The sequence below is a fragment of the Cuneatibacter caecimuris genome, assembly GCF_004216775.1.
GTDB classification, from domain to species: Bacteria; Bacillota; Clostridia; order Lachnospirales; family Lachnospiraceae; genus Cuneatibacter; species Cuneatibacter caecimuris.
This window is the reverse complement of record NZ_SGXF01000002.1, coordinates 321617-339260: the sequence shown is the minus strand read 5'-3', so window position 1 is coordinate 339260 and position 17644 is coordinate 321617. Positions and strand designations below refer to the sequence as shown.

The 17644-nt window shown below is 48.8% G+C and carries 18 protein-coding genes; all 18 read left to right on the top strand.

Translation table 11 applies throughout. The features are described from left to right. The first annotated feature begins 112 nt into the window (after nucleotides 1–112). The gene (proC, locus tag EV209_RS07780; protein ID WP_130434767.1) at nucleotides 113–910 is read left to right on the top strand and encodes a pyrroline-5-carboxylate reductase; all 798 of its coding nucleotides are present in this window, start codon (nucleotides 113–115) and stop codon (nucleotides 908–910) included. An 8-nt stretch (nucleotides 911–918) separates the two neighbouring features. Further along, nucleotides 919–1455, top strand: coding sequence for an NUDIX hydrolase (locus EV209_RS07775; protein ID WP_130434765.1), 537 nt, complete (start codon nucleotides 919–921; stop codon nucleotides 1453–1455). A gap of 51 nt (nucleotides 1456–1506) precedes the next feature. Next, nucleotides 1507–2064 carry a hypothetical protein gene (locus EV209_RS07770; protein WP_130434763.1) on the top strand — a complete coding sequence of 186 codons (558 nt, stop codon included), beginning with the start codon at nucleotides 1507–1509 and terminating at the stop codon, nucleotides 2062–2064. 189 nt (nucleotides 2065–2253) lie between these two features. Continuing rightward, the gene (locus tag EV209_RS07765; RefSeq protein ID WP_130434761.1) at nucleotides 2254–3135 is read left to right on the top strand and encodes a site-specific tyrosine recombinase; all 882 of its coding nucleotides are present in this window, start codon (nucleotides 2254–2256) and stop codon (nucleotides 3133–3135) included. A 333-nt stretch (nucleotides 3136–3468) separates the two neighbouring features. Then, nucleotides 3469–4605, top strand: coding sequence for an ROK family transcriptional regulator (locus EV209_RS07760; RefSeq protein ID WP_130434759.1), 1137 nt, complete (start codon nucleotides 3469–3471; stop codon nucleotides 4603–4605). Between the two features lie 165 nt (nucleotides 4606–4770). Then, on the top strand, nucleotides 4771–5619 hold the full coding sequence (gene fba / locus EV209_RS07755; RefSeq protein ID WP_130434757.1) for a class II fructose-1,6-bisphosphate aldolase: 849 nt from the start codon (nucleotides 4771–4773) through the stop codon (nucleotides 5617–5619). 1 nt (nucleotide 5620) lies between these two features. Next, nucleotides 5621–7123, top strand: coding sequence for a xylulokinase (gene xylB, locus EV209_RS07750; RefSeq protein WP_130434755.1), 1503 nt, complete (start codon nucleotides 5621–5623; stop codon nucleotides 7121–7123). After that, nucleotides 7120–8169, top strand: a complete 1050-nt coding sequence (locus EV209_RS07745; protein ID WP_130434753.1) for a galactitol-1-phosphate 5-dehydrogenase — start codon at nucleotides 7120–7122, stop codon at nucleotides 8167–8169. The genes xylB and EV209_RS07745 overlap by 4 nt, the downstream gene beginning before the upstream one ends. 2 nt (nucleotides 8170–8171) lie before the next feature. Continuing rightward, nucleotides 8172–9104 carry a 1-phosphofructokinase gene (gene pfkB / locus EV209_RS07740; RefSeq protein ID WP_130434751.1) on the top strand — a complete coding sequence of 311 codons (933 nt, stop codon included), beginning with the start codon at nucleotides 8172–8174 and terminating at the stop codon, nucleotides 9102–9104. Nucleotides 9105–9404: 300 nt separating this feature from the next. Then, a complete protein-coding gene (locus tag EV209_RS07735; RefSeq protein ID WP_130434749.1) occupies nucleotides 9405–10154 on the top strand; it encodes a YoaP domain-containing protein in 750 nt (249 codons plus the stop codon). Between the two features lie 78 nt (nucleotides 10155–10232). Then, complete coding sequence (locus EV209_RS07730; protein WP_130434747.1) at nucleotides 10233–10868, top strand: GNAT family N-acetyltransferase; 636 nt, start codon at nucleotides 10233–10235, stop codon at nucleotides 10866–10868. 90 nt (nucleotides 10869–10958) lie between these two features. Beyond that, a complete protein-coding gene (locus EV209_RS16305; RefSeq protein WP_165388857.1) occupies nucleotides 10959–11132 on the top strand; it encodes a hypothetical protein in 174 nt (57 codons plus the stop codon). Between the two features lie 134 nt (nucleotides 11133–11266). Beyond that, on the top strand, nucleotides 11267–11872 hold the full coding sequence (locus EV209_RS07725) for an HAD-IB family phosphatase (RefSeq protein ID WP_130434745.1): 606 nt from the start codon (nucleotides 11267–11269) through the stop codon (nucleotides 11870–11872). Continuing rightward, the gene (locus tag EV209_RS07720; protein WP_130434743.1) at nucleotides 11848–12498 is read left to right on the top strand and encodes an NTP transferase domain-containing protein; all 651 of its coding nucleotides are present in this window, start codon (nucleotides 11848–11850) and stop codon (nucleotides 12496–12498) included. Before EV209_RS07725 ends, EV209_RS07720 begins: the two co-directional genes overlap by 25 nt. A gap of 14 nt (nucleotides 12499–12512) precedes the next feature. Next, nucleotides 12513–13376 carry a LicD family protein gene (locus EV209_RS07715; RefSeq protein ID WP_130434741.1) on the top strand — a complete coding sequence of 288 codons (864 nt, stop codon included), beginning with the start codon at nucleotides 12513–12515 and terminating at the stop codon, nucleotides 13374–13376. A 16-nt stretch (nucleotides 13377–13392) separates the two neighbouring features. Continuing rightward, the gene (locus EV209_RS07710; protein ID WP_130434739.1) at nucleotides 13393–15207 is read left to right on the top strand and encodes an aminotransferase class I/II-fold pyridoxal phosphate-dependent enzyme; all 1815 of its coding nucleotides are present in this window, start codon (nucleotides 13393–13395) and stop codon (nucleotides 15205–15207) included. Nucleotides 15208–15483: 276 nt separating this feature from the next. Beyond that, the gene (fic, locus tag EV209_RS07705; protein ID WP_130434737.1) at nucleotides 15484–16098 is read left to right on the top strand and encodes a protein adenylyltransferase Fic; all 615 of its coding nucleotides are present in this window, start codon (nucleotides 15484–15486) and stop codon (nucleotides 16096–16098) included. 115 nt (nucleotides 16099–16213) lie between these two features. Further along, the gene (locus tag EV209_RS07700; protein WP_130434735.1) at nucleotides 16214–17467 is read left to right on the top strand and encodes an RNA-binding domain-containing protein; all 1254 of its coding nucleotides are present in this window, start codon (nucleotides 16214–16216) and stop codon (nucleotides 17465–17467) included. Nucleotides 17468–17644: the final 177 nt, after the last annotated feature.

Sequence of the window (17644 nt, the reverse complement as noted above, 5' to 3'; positions counted from 1 at the left end):
CCTCCTTTTACCTGTTCCTAATATACAGGAAACCGAATTGAAAAGCAAGAGTTTGGGTTGTTATTTTGGAAAAAATGTGCTACTCTAAGGGAAAATGAGGAGGATGATTCAGATGGACAGAATTGGATTTATCGGCATGGGAAATATGGGATATGCGATGCTCAAAGGCGCGCTGAAATATTTCGATAAAATGAATCTGGTGTTTTCCGACGCCAATGAACAGCGGGTCCGGCAGGTTTATGAGGAAACAGGAGTCCGCTTTATGGACAGCAACGCTGCCTGCGCAAATGATGCAAAATATCTTGTGCTTGCGGTGAAGCCTCAGTTTTATCCCGCAGTGCTGAAAAATATTGTGAATATTGTCACCCAGGAGCATGTAGTCATTTCCATCGCGCCGGGCATTACCATAGAAAAGCTGCAGCAGACCCTTGGCTATGACAGAAGAATTGTCCGGGCCATGCCCAACACTCCGGCTCTGATCGGCAAGGGCATGACCGGAGTATCTTATGATCCTTCGCTGTTTTCGGAGGAAGAACAGGAGATGATCCGAACTATTTTCACATCTTTCGGGCAGATGCAGGTGGTTCCGGAAGGGCTGATGAGCGCCGTCGCCTGCGCCAGCGGCAGCTCTCCGGCTTATGTATACATGTTCATCGAAGCCCTGGCGGACGGCGTGGTCAAATGCGGCATGCCCAGAGAACAGGCATATCAGTTTGTAGCCCGGGCGGTGGCCGGTTCTGCGGAGATGGTTTTGGAGAGCGGCCTGCATCCCGGAAAACTGAAGGATATGGTATGTTCCCCGGCGGGCACTACCATAGAGGCTGTGGAGGCGCTGGAGCAGTGGGGATTCAGAAATGCCCTGATGAAAGCGACTGACGCCTGTTTTGATAAATGTGAGAAGCTGAAGTGAGGTAGAGGATGGATAAGATCAAGCGTTTGAACAGAGAACTGAAGTACAGGGGCCGGATTCTGGATTTTTATGAAGATACCATCCAGACGCCGGAGGGACATATCGCATACTGGGATTTCCTGGCCCACAAAGGCGCGGCGGCTGTGGTCCCGGTGCTGCCGGACGGCAGAATCATCATGGTGCGGCAGTACAGAAACGCCCTGGACCGGTTCACATTGGAAATCCCCGCAGGCGCCAAGGATTCTGCGGAAGAAGAGGGGATTGTCTGCGCGGCCCGGGAGCTGGAAGAAGAAACCGGGTACCGCTGCGAACAGCTGGAGCCCCTGGTGAAGCTGGTGACCACTGTGGCCTTCTGCAATGAGACCATTGATGTGTTTTTGGCGAGAAACCTGATCCCCTCCGCCCAGCATTTGGATGAAGATGAGTTTATCGAATTGGAAACCCACACGATAGAAGAACTGAGCGGGCTGATCCATCAGGGGATCATTCAGGACTCAAAGACGGTAGCGGCCTTGATGGCATACAAAGATCTGCGCCAAAAATAAAGTTATTTTTTAATCACCCCCGGCATAGCTTTTACTGCCGGGGGTGATGTGATGTACAATGAAAAAAAAATTCCGTGGTATTGGATCCTTTTGTGCGCCGGACTTCTGTCCGGGGCATGTATTGCCAATCTGGTTCAGGCCCAGGGAGGGATTGGCGTCAGCCTCTGGGGGGATGAGATTCAGGAAAAACTTCTGCTGGTGAAAGGCGTGCCAGTATCCTATTTGAAATATCTGGCGCCCAGACGCCTGGGAGGCTGCGTTTTGCTGCTGCTGGCGGGGCAGACTATTTTCGGAAAAATTGTTAACGGCATGTCAGCCGTTTTTATGGGCATGTGCGCCGGATTCTGCCTGGGGCTGCTGGCTGTGGGAAAGGGAATTCTGGCTCCCGCCTGTTTTCTGTGCATGAGTTTCCCCCAGTATCTGCTTTATCTTCCGGCAGGTTTTTTGCTCTGGGACACAGCAGGACGCCTTGCGCCAGAGAGGGGGAGAATGGCGCGGGGGGAGAGATACTGGAAAATTGCCGGGGCAGTTTTGCTGACAGTGGGGGGAATTGCTTCTGAAACCTGGTTAAACCCGGTAATAATGGGGATTGCTGGAAAATATTTCTAGTTTTCCTTCAGCAGAACACCAAGATGTTGAGATTGGCGGAGGACTCATTACCAGATGTGGTATACAAGCTGGAATTGCTTTTTTTTGTCCGGTAAATGTGGAAAAAATGTGTTTGATTTTGTAGGAAAAAGCCGTTATAATAGAGCTTACATTGTCTTAAAGATACGAAGGATGAAGGGGAGCGCGGGCATGACAGCCGAAGTAGAACAATTTATAGCATATTTACATTCTGTTAAAAAAACCACACCGAATACAGAGGTTTCATACCGCCGCGATCTGCTGAAGCTGGTGCAGTTTCTGCAGGGAGAAGGGATTCTGAGCTGGGATAAGGTAACGCTGACCAGCCTGCAGTCCTACATCCTTTTTCTGGAAAAAGAAGGGAAGGCGGCGACAACGATCTCCCGGAATGTGGCTTCCGTAAAGGCTTTTTTTCAGTACGCCGTGGCGGCAGGGACCTGCGGGGAAAATCCTGCTTTTGCCCTGCGCGCGCCCAGAGTGGAGAGAAAAGCGCCGGGGATTTTATCCGTTCAGGAAATGGACAGGCTGCTTCGCCAGCCTGACTGCAGTAAACCCAAAGAATTGCGGGATAAGGCTATGATGGAACTGCTCTATGCCACCGGCATCAGAGTGTCCGAGCTGATCAGCCTGAGGCTGAAGGACGTGAATATGGAGATGGGTTACATACACTGCGCCGCCAGAGAAAGGGACAGGATGGTGCCTTTTGGAAACACGGCGAAAAAGGTGTTGGAAAGTTATCTGACAAAGGCGCGGGAACATCTCCTAAAAGGCAAACAGACGGATCTGCTGTTTACCAACTGTTCCGGCGGGCAGATGAGCCGTCAGGGTTTCTGGAAACTGATCAAGCTGTACGCGGAGCGGGCAGGGATTGACGGAGATATCACCCCTCATACACTGCGCCATTCTTTTGCCGTACATCTGGTGGCAGGCGGAGCTGACCTGCACGCAGTACAGGAGATGCTGGGGCATTCAGATATTTCCACCACCCAGATGTATGTGACTCTTGCGGGAAGGAGCCTGCGGGAGTCCTACGCGGCTCATCCCAGAAAGTAATGAAGCAGTAGCATGGGAAAAGGTTCTGTTGACAAACAGGGCCTTTTATTGCTACATAGGAAACAGCGTTTTCTATGTAGCAAACCCCTCCGGGGGATCGCACTGCGCGCTAAGGAAATTTGGCCGCTTAAGCGACCGCGCTTCGGCGCGAGAGTCCGGCGAGCCGGACTCTTTATTGCATAGGAAACAGCATTCCCTATGCAATAAACCCCTCCGGGGGATCGCACTGCGCGCTAAGGAAATATGGCCGCTTAAGCGACCGCGCTACGGCGCGAGAGTCCGGCGAGCCGGACTCTTTATTTCAGGGAATATAGAACATTAGGGAGGAAGGCCATGAATAGCAGCGGAATTCCTGTCCGCGGGAAAGAAAACAACAGAAACAGAATTTATCAGGCAATTTATGAAAGGGACGGCGTGAGCAGGCAGGAGATCGCGGACGCGCTTTCTATGAGCCTGCCCACAGTGGCGCTTTATCTCAACAGCCTTCTGGAGGAAGGGCTGGTGGAAGAAAAAGGCGTTTTTGCGTCCACAGGAGGGCGGAGAGCTGTGTCTTACCGGATTGTACCGGAAAGCAGGTATGCGGTAGGGGTGGAAATTACAGCTCTGGATATGACTGCCGTGCTGGTGGATTTGTATGGAAAACAGCTGAGCAGGAGAAGGGTGAAACTGCCGTTTCAGTATACAGAACGATATGCCAGAAGGCTTGGGCGGCTGGTGGAGGAACTGCTGAAAGGGAAGCCCTCCGACGGGCCGGAGAAGAGGTCTCGGCTTCTGGGAATCGGGGTGACGCTTCCGGCAATTTTAGATGCGGAAGGAAAAATGATCCTGCATGCGGAAACCCTGGGCGTGCAGGGAGTCTCAGCGGAGCTGCTGGGGCGGTATCTGCCGGGCAGGGTATGCTTTTTTCACGATTCCTCGGCCGCGGGCCTGGCGGAGGCCTTTGCTTTGGGAGAAGAAGGCCGGAGAGCCTATCTCTATTTGAGCAATACGGTGGGAGGCGCTCTTCTGGAAGGGCGTTCCCTGGTTTCCGGGGAGCATGGGCAGAGCGCGGAATTCGGCCATATGATTCTGCACCCGGGCGGAAGAAAGTGCTATTGCGGGCGCAGGGGATGCGCGGATACTTATGTTTCCGCCAGAAGGCTTTCGGATATCAGCGGCGGGGAGCTAAAAGCTTTTTTTGACGGTCTGGAAGAGGGGAACGCCCTGTACCGGGACGCCTGGGAGGAGTATCTGGATAATCTTTCCCTGCTGATCAGCAATATCCGGGTTTCCTTTGACTGCAGGCTGATTCTGGGAGGATATATGGGCGGCTATCTGGCCGGAAGGCAGGAAGAACTGAAATCCAGGCTGGGAGAGCTGGACGGCCATGTGATGCCTCTGGATTATCTCCAGGCCTGCCACTACGAAAAAGACGCCGCGGCGGAAGGCGGAGCGTTTCTGTTTATCAGCAGGTTTATTGAGACGTTGTAATGTGCAGCGGCAGAAAAAAACTTTTATAAAATACTTTATAAAAGTATTGACAAATTTCAAATCCGTGGTATTCTGAAATCAGAAGCCGCGGGTTTCCTTTTTTAAACCGGCGGAGAAGCAAAGAGATAAAATGTGTGGGCGCGCAGGCGCGGAACAGGAGGAATTATGGCACTGGTAACAAGTAAAGAACTGCTGACAAAGGCACAGAAAGGCGGCTATGCGGTAGGGGCGTTCAACGTGGAGAACATGGAAATGGTGATGGCGGTCATTGATGCGGCGGAGGAGTTAAATGCTCCGGTGATCCTGCAGACCACCCCTTCTACGGTGAAATACGCAGGGCTGGATCTTTATCTGGCCAATGTCAGGGCAGCCGCGGAGCGGGCCGGCGTGCCTGTGGTGATGCATCTGGATCATGGCAGCAGTTTTGAACTGGCCATGCAGGCCCTTCGCACCGGGTATACTTCTATCATGATCGACGGTTCCCACAGTGTGTATGAGGAGAACATTGAGGTGACGAAGCGGGTTGTGGACGCCTGCGCGCCCTCCGGGATCCCGGTGGAAGCGGAGCTGGGAAAGGTCGGCGGCAAGGAAGATGATCTGGAATGCAAGGACGGAGGCTATACGGATCCTCAGGAAGCAGCGGAATTCGCGGAGCGCACGGGAGTTTCTTCTCTTGCGGTGGCAATCGGAACCGCCCATGGAGTATATACAGGAGAACCTAAGCTGGATCTGGACCGCCTCACTGAAATCCGCAAAGTTGTCTCTATTCCGCTGGTGCTCCACGGCGCTTCCGGCTTGTCCGACGAGGCGGTGAAAGAGAGCATTCGCCGGGGAATCTGCAAGGTGAATTTTGCCACGGAGCTGAGAATTGCCTATACGGAAGGCGTAAAGGAAACGCTGGAAGCTGATCCGGGAGTATTTGATCCCAAGAAATATGGCAAAGCAGGTATGGCAAAGGTCAAAGAGCTGGTGATGAACCGCATGAAGGTCTGCGGGTGCGAAGGAAAGGCATGACATGGCAGCGGATTTACTGTTGGGAATAGATATTGGAACCTCTGCCTGTAAGGCGGCGGTGTTTGAAGAGAGCGGGAGGGTGTTCGCCCACACCAGCGAAGATTACCCGGTCTACTATCCCCATCCCGGCTGGGTGGAACAGGACCCTGAGGAATGGTGGGAGGCAGTGTGCCGGGCTGTAAGAAGGCTTCTGGAGCAAAACCAGATTCAGCCTTCCAGAATCGCGGGGATCGGCATAGACGGCCAGAGCTGGTCCGCCATTCCGGTGGACCGGGAAGGAAACTGCCTGGCGAAGACGCCCATCTGGATGGATACCAGAGCGAGGGATATCTGCAGCAGAGTGAATGAACAGGTGGGCGCGGACAGGATTTTTGAAGTGGCGGGCAATGGGTTTACCCCCAGTTATTCCACCCCCAAAATGATCTGGTTCCGGGAAAATATGCCGGAGGTATATGCGCGGGCAGATGTGTTTCTGCAGAGCAACAGCTACATAGCCATGAAGCTGTGCGGTGAAAAAACCCAGGAAGTTTCCCAGGGTTATGGCGTGCACTTTTTCGATATGGCCAAAAAGGTCTGGGACCCTGTCCTGGCAGCGGAACTGGGCCTGTCGGCGGATAAGGTTCCGGAACAGATTGTGGCCTGCCACCAGGTGGTGGGCGGCGTGACCGAAAAAGCAGCGGAACAGACCGGCCTGCTGGCAGGCACCCCGGTGACCGCCGGAGGTCTGGACGCTGCCTGCGGATCTCTTGGCGCGGGAGTGGTCCGCCCGGGGCAGACCCAGGAACAGGGAGGGCAGGCAGGGGGCATGAGCATCTGTGAAGACCGGCCCCTGGCCCATCCAAAGCTGATTCTGAGCCCCCATGTTGTGCCGGACCAGTGGCTGCTCCAGGGCGGCACCGTGGGCGGCGGGGGCGTGATGCGCTGGATGCAGAAAGAGCTGGCGCCTCAGAAGAGCTTTGACGAGCTCACGGAACTGGCAGATACCGTGCCTGCGGGGAGCGAGGGCGTGATCTTCCTGCCCTATATGTCAGGAGAACGTTCCCCTTTATGGAATCCGGACGCCAGAGGGGTATATTACGGCCTGGGATACGACAAGGGCCTTGCCCATATGATCCGGGCCGGCCTGGAGGGCGTGGCTTTTTCTCTGGAGCACAACCTGCGCTGCGCGAAAGAAGCAGGCGTGGAGGTGGATTCCCTGCTGGCCATGGGAGGCGCTGCCAACAGCCGCATGTGGACGCAGCTGAAAGCAGACGTTACCGGAAAGAAGATCCATGTGCCGGCTTCCGATACAGCCACCACCCTGGGAGCAGTGATCCTGGCAGGCGTTGGCATCGGCATGTATCCTGATTTTGAGACTGCGGTGGAAAAAACAGTAAAAGTACAGCGGGTGCATGAGCCCCGGCCTGAAATACATGAAACATATGAGAGAGTCATGGAGCGGTATCTGACATTATCCAATGCCATGCTGCCGGTCTATGGGTTATTAGAAGGAGGAGAAAAATGAAAGCAGCAGTAGTTCATGGCGTAAAAGACATTCGTTACGAGGAGATCCAGACTCCCGGCGCAGCGCCCGGAAAAGTTTTGATCAAGGTGAAGTATACAGGGATCTGTGGCTCCGACGTGCCCCGTGTCAACGGAACAGCCTGCCATTTCTATCCCAATGTGCTGGGACACGAGTTCTCCGGCACAGTAGAAGCAGTAGGAGAAGGGGTGACTTCTGTAAAGCCCGGAGACAAAGTGGCGGGCGTTCCTCTGGTGCCCTGCATGAAATGTGAGGACTGCCAGAAAGGCGATTATTCTCTGTGCAAACACTACAGCTTTATCGGCTCCAGAGAATACGGCAGCTATGCGGAATACGTTGCTGTTCCGGAAAAGAACGCTGTAAAATTTGACGACGCGGTTTCCTTTGAACAGGCAGCCTTTTTTGAGCCTGCCACCGTGGCATTGCACGGGCTGAAGCGCGTGAATTACCAGGGGGGCGGCAATGTGGCGATTCTGGGCGGCGGCACCATCGGCATGTTCACCATGCAGTGGGCCAGAATTTTTGGCGCGAAATCCGCTACAGTGTTCGACATCGTTCCGGAACGATTGGAGCTTGCAAAGCGCCTGGGCGCAGAGCATGCGGTGAACACAAAGGACGCGGATTTCATGGAGCAGGCCATGGCCATTACAGAAGGCCGCGGATTTGATTATGTATATGAAACCGCCGGCAACACCATCACCATGAAGATGGCCTTTGAACTGGCAGGGAATAAGGCAGGTGTATGCTTTATCGGAACGCCTACCAGGGAAATGACCTTTTCCGTAAAGGAATGGGAGAACATGAACCGTAAAGAATTCAACCTCACCGGTTCCTGGATGTCCTACAGCGCGCCGTTCCCGGGAGAGGAATGGACTCTGGCCGCCCATTATTTTAAAACCGGCCAGCTGAAGTTTGACGAATCCTTTATTTATAAAAAATTCCCCCTGTCCCAGGCTGCGGAGGCATTCAAGCTGTTTGAGATCCCGGGCGAGGTAAAGGGCAAAATTCTTCTGGACAGCGAGGCGTAAACATGATTCTGACAGTGACTTTAAATGTGGCAGTTGACAAGGCTTATGTGATAGAAGGGCCTCTGCAGGCAGGAGAAGTGATGCGGGTGAAGACCTGCAGCAACACTGCCGGAGGCAAGGGACTGAATGTGTCCAAGGTCATCGGCCTGTGCGGGGAAGAGGTGCTGGCAACCGGCTTTACAGGCGGATTCAACGGCGCTTATGTGGAAAAGCTGCTGACGGAAAAGGGTATTCCCAATGAATTTGTGCATGTAAAGGGAGAAACCCGGTCCTGCATCAATATTCTGGACGGGGACGGAAAGTCCACGGAATTTCTGGAGCCTGGGGCGCCTGTGACAGCAGAAGAGGAGGCTGCGTTTCTGAGAAAGTTTGAAACGCTCCTGCCCAAATGCAGCGTGGTTACCATGTCCGGCAGCGCCCCCAAGGGCCTTCCGGCGGATATTTACGGAAAGCTGATCGCCATGGGAAAAAAGGCCGGGGTCAAGATGATTCTGGATACCAGCGGGCAGTATCTGATTGAAGGTGTAAAGGCGAAGCCTTTTCTGATCAAACCAAATCATGATGAGATCGCCCAGCTTTTGGGCCGCCCGGCGGAGACCATGGAAGAAATGCTGGAAAGCGCGAAAGAGCTGCACCGCTCTGGTATCCCCTATGTGGTGATATCCCTGGGCGCCGACGGCGCGGCTGTGGTCTGCGGGGAAGGCGTTTATACTGCAAGGCCGCCGAAAATCCAGGCGGTGAATACCGTAGGCTGCGGGGATTCCATGGTCGGAGCCATGGCTGCGGCGCTGGAACGGGGTTATGGCGTGGAGGAAATGCTGCGCTATGCGGTGGCGGTGTCTTCCGCTAATGCCATGAACCTGGAAACAGGGTATTTCCGGCAGGAGGATATGGAAGAGAATCTGAAACAGGTTATTGTGGAAAAGATTGGCTGAATAGAATAAAGAAAGAATTCCCCTTTTTTGAAGCGGGCAGCGAGATGAGTGACTGCCGGTTTTGAAGGAGGGGAATTTTAGGTTTTTACAGTAAATAGGTTCGTTCAAAATACGGTCCGCTAGTTTTCAAATGAGGAAGATTGACAGTAATAAAAATTGGTGATATAATATAAAAAAGTAATTAAATAAGTAAATTTAACCAATAAAATGCACAATGATGAAGCGGGATTGAATATTAAAATTAAGGCTAATTTGGCGCCCTGATGGGATGCAGGGAGATGCTTACACCAGGGAGGGAAAATGGAATATATACAAGTAACGAAGGACAATATTGATAGGGAACATATTTGTTGTGCGATTTCTAACAACAAAGATATTCAAGTGTCTTCAAAAAAAGAGTGGATGATGAAATGCTTTGATGATGGACTTGTTTTTTTAAAAGGTACCGAAAGAGGAAAATGCTTCATTGAGTATATTCCATCTGAAAATGCGTGGGTTCCCGTTATTGCAGAAAACTACATGTATATTGACTGCTTTTGGGTATCGGGTTCGTTCAAAGGATATGGCTATTCAAATGATTTGTTAAATAAGTGCATTGAGGACAGTAAGGCAAAAGGAAAATCGGGACTTTGTATTCTTTCTTCTGCGAAGAAGAAGCCGTTTCTCTCTGACCCTAGGTATTTGATTTATAAGGGATTTCAAGTTGCAGATACATCCGATGCGGGAATCAACCTTATGTATCTTCCATTTGACGAAAAAGCAGTTGTTCCGAGATTTACAGAAGGTGCCAGACATCCGCATATTGATGAACAGGGTTATGTTTTATATTATACGAACCAGTGTCCGTTTAATGGGAAATATGTTCCAATAGTTGAACATACGGCGGCAGAAAACAATATTCCATTCAAGGCAATTCGGATTGAAACAAAAGAACAGGCACAGGCAGCGCCAAGCCCTTGCACATCTTATGCAATGTTTTATAATGGTGAGTTCTTAACGAATGAACAATTCAACGATAAGAAGTTCTTAAAGCTGGTACAGGGCAAATAGTACATCCTAAATATCCCAATCATCTACTGTAAGGTTGAAGTGGACGGGACAGAAATAGTTGACGGAAGGGATCATACAATGATAATTAGAAACGAACAACAGGATGATATCAATATCGTTGAAAATTTGATTCGTGATGCATTTTGGAATGTATATGAACCAGGTGCTACAGAACATTACCTGGCGCATCAAATGAGGAAACATAAAGATTTTGTAAAAGAACTGGATATGGTAGCTGAACTGGATGGGAAGATAGTCGGATGCATCATGTATACGGTTGGCAGGCTATCTTCAGAAGAAGGAATCACGAAAAAGTGTCTGTCATTTGGTCCGATTGCAGTACATCCTGATTATCAAAGAAAAGGAATTGGAAAGGCCTTAATAGAAAGAACGTTTGAATTGGCAAAAGAATTAGGTTATGAAAGTATCATTATTTTTGGTCACCCATCCAATTATGTTGCCAGAGGTTTTGTCAGCTGTATCAAAATGAATGTATGTGTTGGCAATGGATATTTTCCGACAGCGATGCTGGTAAAGACGCTGGTTGACGGTGCATTTGACGGAAAAAGATGGGTATTCAAAGAGAGTGAGGCATGTGAATTTGCAATGAGGGATGCAGAGGAATATGATAAACTTTTTCCGCATAAAGAAAAGAAAATACTGCCTTGCCAGGAAGAATTCTTTATATACTCCCATTCTCGTTTACACGAATAAACGTTTTGAGCGGGAAATTCTAATTCGACAGAGGGTGACCAATATTTCTGGGGATATGGTTACAGATGGATAAAATTCGGGAAGAACCTTATGGGGGAGGGGGAATATGATGCAGCGCCTTTTCATATGCTCAGGCAGGACAGAACAGATCTGCTTATTCTGTGGGAGCGGGCGAAGGTAGAAGGGCGCGAAATCAGTTCCGCTTTCGGCAAAATAACTGCCGCCGTATCTGCAAAAACAGGGCGGGACAGGAAGAATGATTGAAAATCCGGGTATTCTGAATAAGGCCAGAAAGAATAGGGGGATGCACGGCGAGGGAATTATATCTTGATTTTATCCCGCAGAAATGATATGATAAGCACAGCATTTTGCTAAAAACAAAAGACAGAGGTGCTGGTTTGGGCAGATACAAATTTCTTTTTGATTTAGATGCTACGATAACAAAGCTGGAAATTCTTCCGGAGATTGCCAGGAGAATTGATTGTGTGGAGCAGATGCAGGAGCTGACAGAGCGGACCATGTCCGGGGAAATCCCCTTTGACCGCAGCTTTACGGAACGGGTGAATATTTTAAAAAAGATTCCTGTCAGCACGGTGCAGCAGATCATTCTGCAGGTCCCGCTGCATCAGGAGCTGGTGCGGTTCATTCAGGAGCATCGGGAAGACTGCTATGTGGTGACCGGAAATCTGGACGTCTGGATCTGCAGGCTGATGGAGAAACTGGGCCTGGAAGGGCATTATTTCTGCTCCATCGCTGAAGTGGACGAGTCTGGAGAAAATTTGCTGGGGATTCGTAAGGTAATTGATAAATCGGTGGCGATCCGTCAGATTCCCACCCCATTTGTAGCGGTGGGCGATGGGAATAATGATGCGGAGATGATCGGCGCGGCTGAAATTGGGATCGGTTTCGGCGGGGTGCGTCCCATTGCGCCCGCAGTATTGCAGAATGCGACTCATGCGGTATATACGGAGGAAAAACTATGTCAGTTTCTAAGACAATTGTAATCAGCTGTGCAGGAATGGGCACCCGGCTGGGAATCGGCAGCACGAAAGCGCTGATTGATATAGACGGGAAGCCGCTGCTGATCCGGCAGCTGGAGCTGCTGAAGGATTATGACGATATCCGGGTGGTGGTGGGTTATCAGAAGGAGCGGGTGATCGAGACTGTAACAGCCTACCGGAAGGATATTTTATTTGCATTTAATCACGACTATAAACATACAGGGACAGGCGCCAGTTTTCTGATTGGCGCGGAGCATTCCAGAGAGCTGGTGGTAGCGCTGGACGGGGATCTGCTGGTAAACCCGGAGGACTTACGGCGGGTGCTGGAGAGCGATGAAGAGTATATCTGCGGAACAACGCCTTCCACAGATAATCCGGTTTTGCTCCAGACAGAGGAGACAGCGTCCGGCCGGGTTGTTACCGGTTTTTCCAGAGAAAAAGGGGAATATGAGTGGACCGGCCTGGCTCAGATCAGAGCGGACAGGCTGGGCAAGGGCAGCGGACATGTATATCAGCTGCTGGAGCCGCTGCTTCCGGTGCAGATGAAAGAGATCCGGACAAAAGAGATCGATACCATGGATGATTATAAGCACGCGGTGGCCTGGGTACAGAACGGCTACCGGGACTAAAGGCGGGAGAGCATATGCCAAGATTTTATGAGCCGGAAGTGATCCGGCGGGTGCAGCTGACGGAGATGGAAATCCTCAAAGATTTTATGAAAATTTGCGATGAGCACCATCTTCGCTATTTCGCGGTGGCGGGAACCGGCATCGGCGCCATGCGCCATGGGGGATTCATCCCCTGGGATGATGATATTGATATCGCCCTGCCCAGAGAAGATTTTGAGCGGGCGCTGCAGCTGGTCAGAGAGAAATTGTCTGACCGCTATTATATTCTGAATACGGAAGAAGATCCGAATTACCCTTTGATGAGCACCAGGCTCTGCAAGCGGGGGACCAAATTTCAGGAGTATGCGCTCCAGGGCGTGGACTGTGAATTTGGGATTTTTTTGGACCTTTATGCCTATGATAATGTGGCGGACGGCAAGTTCGCTTATTTTGTGCAGGCCTGGACTGCCTGGTTCTGGAGCAAGCTGCTGATCCTGCGCAGCATTCCCCATCCCTATCTGGGATTTACCGGAGGAAAGGCCAAAGCCGCGCAGGCAGTTTGCGGCCTGGTCCATCGTCTGATGAAATGGTTTCACATTTCACCCAAATGGATTTACCGGAAATGTATCCGGCAGTGCAAGAAATACAACCATGTCCATACCAAGAGGATGGGATATCTCTGCGATACAAGCCCTCATTGGAACACCATGGAAAAGGACAAAACCTTTCCGCTGGAGAAGCATTCTTTTGAAGACGTCCAGCTGAATTTCCCCAAGGATATCCATGGGATGCTGGTGAACTTCTACGGCGATTATATGCAGATGCCGCCGGTAGAGAAGAGAAAGACCCATTACCCCTATGTGCTGGATTTTGGCGATGGGATCAATGTAGCAAAATAAGCAGGGAGGATAGATCATGCAGGCGATTATTTTGGCTGCCGGAATGGGCAGAAGGCTGCGGGAACTGACAAAAGATGTGGCAAAGTGTATGGTGAAGGTAAACGGAGTGCCGCTGATCGAGCGGATGCTTCGCCAGCTGGATGCGCTGTCGCTGTCCCGTATCGTGATAGTGACCGGCTATCAGGGAGAAAAGCTGGAGCAGTTTGTGCAGTCTCTTTCTATCAGGACAGAACTTGTGCTGATTCGGAATACGGAATATGCCAGGACGAATAATATTTATTCCCTGTCCCTGACACAGGAATATTTGCTTCAGGAGGATACGCTTCTTCTGGAATCCGACTCTATTTTTGAGGAAGCGGTGCTGAAAAAAATTCTGTCTCACCCCTATCCGTGCCTGGCGCTGGTGGCCCGGCCTGAGAGCTGGATGGACGGAGCTGTGGTTTCTCTGGATGAGGACGGCAATATCAGCAATTTTATCAATACCCGTAATTTCCGTTACGAAAACATGGGAGATTATTATAAAACTGCCAATATCTATAAGTTCAGCCAGCGCTTCCTGGAACAGGAATACGTTCCTTTCCTGGAGGCTTATGCCGGAGCCTGGGGGCATACCCGGTATTATGAATCTGCGCTGAAGGTGATTGCATTTCAGGAACGGCCGGTGATCAAGGCGCTGGAGCTGACCGATGAACGTTGGTATGAGATTAATGATATCCAGGACCTGGATATCGCGGAATCCATTTTTGCCACAGGAGAGGAAAAGCTGAACCGGTACATGAGGCGGTTCGGAGGATATTGGAGATATCCCCGGATGCTGGATTTCTGTTATCTGGTCAATCCCTTCTTCCCCAACGAGCGGTTTATGGACGAGATGAAGGCAAACTTTGATACACTGGTGCGGCAGTATCCTTCCGGAATGGGCGTAAACAGCCTGCTGGCGGGAAAATATTTTGGCCTGCGGGCGGAGAATATCTGCGTGGGCAACGGTACGGCTGAGCTGATCAAGTCCCTGATGGAAAATCTGGAAGGCAGGATCGGAATGATCTATCCTACCTTTGAAGAATATCCCCACCGGAAGAAGGAAGAAGATATCCTGCCTTTCCCCGGCATGGGGGAGGATTTTGCCTATAACGTGGATTCCCTGATGCGGTTCTACGAGGAAAAGGAAATTGCTGCTGTCATCCTGATCAATCCGGACAATCCTTCCGGACATTTTATCCCCAGGGAAGATATCTTGCGCATGGCCGACTGGGCCCAAAAGAAAGGCTGCAGGCTGATTGTGGACGAGTCCTTTGTGGATTTTGCAGAAACAGAAGTTTCAAATTCCCTGCTGGAACAGGAGCTGATCGATTCCCATCCCAGCCTGATCGTGTTAAAGAGCATTTCAAAATCCTTTGGCGTGCCCGGGCTGCGTCTGGGCGTGCTGGCGACGGCCGACCGGGAGCTGGTGGCCTTCATGAAGAAAGATGTGGCCATCTGGAATATAAATTCCTTTGCAGAATACTATATGCAGATTATTGAAAAATATAAAGCTGATTACGAGGACGCGATGGTCCGTTTTATGGATGTCCGCCGCCGGTATATGCGCAAACTGAAAAAAATCAGCCAGCTGAAAGTCTATCCGTCCCAGGCCAACTACGTGCTCTGCCGGATCGAGTCCGGCTGTACCGCCACTAGACTTGCGGATATTCTGCTGAACCGTCATAATATCCTGATTAAAGATCTGTCCACCAAGACCGGCTTCGAGGGCGGAAATTATATCCGCCTGGCGGTCAAGACGGACGAGGAAAATGATGCGATGGTAGCTGCTCTGCAGGAGGTTTTGGGCTGAAGAAGTTTCATTTGGCAAATTTACCGTGATGCTGCAGGCGTATTTCCGCTGTGCTGTCATCAGTGTTCTTTTTATAAAATGAGCCGCCAGGGAAAACTGGCGGCTTTTTAGTTGCATAGGAAACTTCGTTCCCTATGCAACTAAACCCTCCGGGGGATGCGCACTACGCGCCAAACTCTTTATTTTCAAAGAATTGGATTCATTGCCTATATTATGGTATACTTATTATAATAGAATCGTGACAGAAAAATAAATCGCATGAAGAATGTGAGGTAAATTATGCTTGAAAATAAACTAGGTATTACGGATTCGACAGAATTAGCAAGAGCAGAAGAGAAAATCAGTAAGCAAAAAGCAATTGAGATGTTTGAAAATGGTTTTTTTGAGAAATTAGAACCTGGAACTTATAAAAGTCTTGCGATGATTCATAAATATCTTTTTCATGAAATTTATGATTTTGCTGGAGAATTACGCAAGGTCAATATATCGAAGGGAAATTTTCGATTTGCTCCGCTGATGTATTTGGAAGCCGCTCTGCAGGGCATTGATAAAATGCCACAGTCAACCTTTGATGAGATTATCGAAAAATATGTGGAAATGAATGTGGCACATCCTTTCAGAGAAGGAAACGGAAGGAGTATGAGAATATGGCTTGATTTGACGTTGAAAAAAGAGATCGGCTATGTAGTTGATTGGAGCAAGGTTGATAAGGAGGATTATCTGCTTGCTATGGAGCGAAGTCCCATCAAAGATATAGAAATAAAACACATTCTAAAAAACGCTCTTACTGATAACATAAACGATCGAGAAATCTATATGAAAGGCATTGATCACAGTTATTACTACGAAGGATACTTTGTATTTAAGACGAAAGACTTGACTGAAATTTAATTGAGAAAATTTTTCATCATTACAATCGAAAAATCAATCGTAAAAATTTACGATTGATTTTTTGCGCGTTTATGCATATAATACAATCAATAAGATTGGAAAGGATGGGATTAATATGCGTGAAACACGAACATTAGAATTCAAGGAAACGATTACAAATACTTTTTTAAAAACAGTCAGTGCCTTTTCAAATTACGATGGCGGAACAATCTTTTTTGGAATTGATGATGATGGTAACATTAAGGGATTATCGGATGTAAAGCGATCTTGTTTGGATATTGAAAATAAAATTAATGATAGCATTTCTCCTCAACCCAATTATACACTTGAAATACAAAATATTGATCAAACGATTAAGCTTACTGTAAAAAGTGGTGTTCAGAAGCCATATTTATATAAATCAAAAGCCTACAAGAGAAACGATACAGCAACGATAGAAGTAGATACATTGGAATTTTCGAGACTCATATTAGAAGGAAAAAATATTAGGTTTGAAGAGCTGCCCTGTAAAGAGCAGGAGTTGTCTTTTGAAATTTTGTATAATAAACTAAAAGAAAGTATCCAAATAGAAACATTTAATCAGGATACATTAAAAACCTTGAACTTATATGACAATGACAATGGATATAATAATGCGGCAGGGATTTTGGCCGATAAAAATCATTTTCCAGGAATTGATATAATGAAATTTGGTGAAAACATCAGCATAATTCAAAAAAGATCGACATTTGAAAATATATCAGTATTAGAGGTATATGAAAAGTCAATCGATGTATTTAGAGACTATTACCAATATGAAGTAATACAGGGTGCTGAAAGAAAAAAGGTAGAAAAAATACCGGAAGCAGCTTTCCGGGAAGCAATTGCAAATGCCTTGATTCATAGAGCCTGGGATGTAGAATCTCAGATCAGAGTTTTGATGTTTGAGGATAGAATTGAAGTTGTTTCTCCAGGAGGCTTACCATCTGGAATAACAGAAGAAGAATACTTATCTGGTAAACTTTCTGTATTAAGAAATAGAAATCTTGCAAATGTGTTTTACAGATTGGGATTTGTAGAGATATTCGGAACCGGAATTACAAGAATAAAACAATTCTATGAAGAAGGATTGATAAAACCAGATTTTGAAGTATCAGAGAATACAATTAAGATTGTGCTTCCAATTTTCGAAAAGAATTTAAATTTAACGGAAGATGAAAGAACGATATATAAAATTTTAAGTAAAACAATACTGAAACCAATTAGTGAAATTACACCATATGTACCTTTTGGTAAATCAAAGACAGCACAGTTACTGAAAGATATGGGGCAAAAGGGTGTTGTAAGCGTCAAAGGTAAAGGCAGAGGTACAAAATATACAATAAAATAGCTTATAATGTCACACTCAACAGAAATAGAGAATACCCAGGCAGGGAGACGGCAGAAAAAACGGAGGGGGTTATTGCCGGCAGGCATCGAACCACCGGAGTTTCTTCTGCCGTCTCCCCGCGACTTTCCCTCCAAAATCCTTAAAAACCAGAAATAAAAAAGCCTGTTCTGATATTCG

Coding starts and splice junctions, on each gene's coding strand:
- proC (WP_130434767.1), top strand. CDS start 113: ATGGACAGAATTGGATTTATCGGCATGGGAAATATGGGATATGCGATG.
- EV209_RS07775 (WP_130434765.1), top strand. CDS start 919: ATGGATAAGATCAAGCGTTTGAACAGAGAACTGAAGTACAGGGGCCGG.
- EV209_RS07770 (WP_130434763.1), top strand. CDS start 1,507: ATGTACAATGAAAAAAAAATTCCGTGGTATTGGATCCTTTTGTGCGCC.
- EV209_RS07765 (WP_130434761.1), top strand. CDS start 2,254: ATGACAGCCGAAGTAGAACAATTTATAGCATATTTACATTCTGTTAAA.
- EV209_RS07760 (WP_130434759.1), top strand. CDS start 3,469: ATGAATAGCAGCGGAATTCCTGTCCGCGGGAAAGAAAACAACAGAAAC.
- fba (WP_130434757.1), top strand. CDS start 4,771: ATGGCACTGGTAACAAGTAAAGAACTGCTGACAAAGGCACAGAAAGGC.
- xylB (WP_130434755.1), top strand. CDS start 5,621: ATGGCAGCGGATTTACTGTTGGGAATAGATATTGGAACCTCTGCCTGT.
- EV209_RS07745 (WP_130434753.1), top strand. CDS start 7,120: ATGAAAGCAGCAGTAGTTCATGGCGTAAAAGACATTCGTTACGAGGAG.
- pfkB (WP_130434751.1), top strand. CDS start 8,172: ATGATTCTGACAGTGACTTTAAATGTGGCAGTTGACAAGGCTTATGTG.
- EV209_RS07735 (WP_130434749.1), top strand. CDS start 9,405: ATGGAATATATACAAGTAACGAAGGACAATATTGATAGGGAACATATT.
- EV209_RS07730 (WP_130434747.1), top strand. CDS start 10,233: ATGATAATTAGAAACGAACAACAGGATGATATCAATATCGTTGAAAAT.
- EV209_RS16305 (WP_165388857.1), top strand. CDS start 10,959: ATGGGGGAGGGGGAATATGATGCAGCGCCTTTTCATATGCTCAGGCAG.
- EV209_RS07720 (WP_130434743.1), top strand. CDS start 11,848: ATGTCAGTTTCTAAGACAATTGTAATCAGCTGTGCAGGAATGGGCACC.
- EV209_RS07715 (WP_130434741.1), top strand. CDS start 12,513: ATGCCAAGATTTTATGAGCCGGAAGTGATCCGGCGGGTGCAGCTGACG.
- EV209_RS07710 (WP_130434739.1), top strand. CDS start 13,393: ATGCAGGCGATTATTTTGGCTGCCGGAATGGGCAGAAGGCTGCGGGAA.
- EV209_RS07700 (WP_130434735.1), top strand. CDS start 16,214: ATGCGTGAAACACGAACATTAGAATTCAAGGAAACGATTACAAATACT.